General features: G+C 65.6%; 1 protein-coding gene. It reads left to right on the plus strand.

The features are described 5' to 3' along the window. Window positions 1-2: 2 nt before the first annotated feature. Window positions 3-637 (plus strand): Clp protease N-terminal domain-containing protein (locus HHX35_RS42390; protein WP_310739689.1); only part of this gene is annotated, 635 nt, incomplete at its 3' end.

Raw genomic sequence — 637 nt, forward strand, 5'->3', positions numbered from 1 at the left:
AGATGTTCGAGAGGTTCACCGACCGTGCGCGGCGGGTTGTCGTCCTGGCCCAGGAAGAGGCTCGGATGCTCAACCACAACTACATCGGCACTGAGCACATTCTTCTTGGTTTGATCCATGAGGGTGAGGGTGTGGCGGCCAAGGCTCTGGAGAGCCTTGGGATCAGTCTCGAGGGGGTGCGCCAGCAGGTCGAGGAGATCATCGGCCAGGGGCAGTCGGCGCCGTCGGGACACATCCCCTTCACGCCGCGGGCCAAGAAGGTTCTTGAGCTGTCGCTGCGCGAGGCGTTGCAGCTCGGGCACAACTACATCGGCACCGAGCACATTCTTCTGGGGTTGATCCGGGAGGGTGAGGGTGTCGCGGCGCAGGTGCTGGTGAAGCTGGGCGCCGATCTGAACAGGGTGCGTCAGCAGGTCATCCAGTTGCTGCACGGTTATCAGGGCAAGGAGCCGGCGGCGGCGGGCGGGCCGCAGGAGTCGGCGCCGTCGACCTCGCTGGTGCTGGACCAGTTCGGGCGCAACCTGACGCAGGCCGCGCGGGAGGGCAAGCTCGACCCGGTGATCGGCCGGGACAAGGAGATCGAGCGGGTCATGCAGGTGCTGTCCCGCCGGACGAAGAACAACCCGGTTTTGGTGGG

The sequence above is a fragment of the Microbispora sp. H10830 genome (assembly GCF_014161375.1).
GTDB classification, from domain to species: Bacteria; Actinomycetota; Actinomycetes; order Streptosporangiales; family Streptosporangiaceae; genus Microbispora; species Microbispora catharanthi.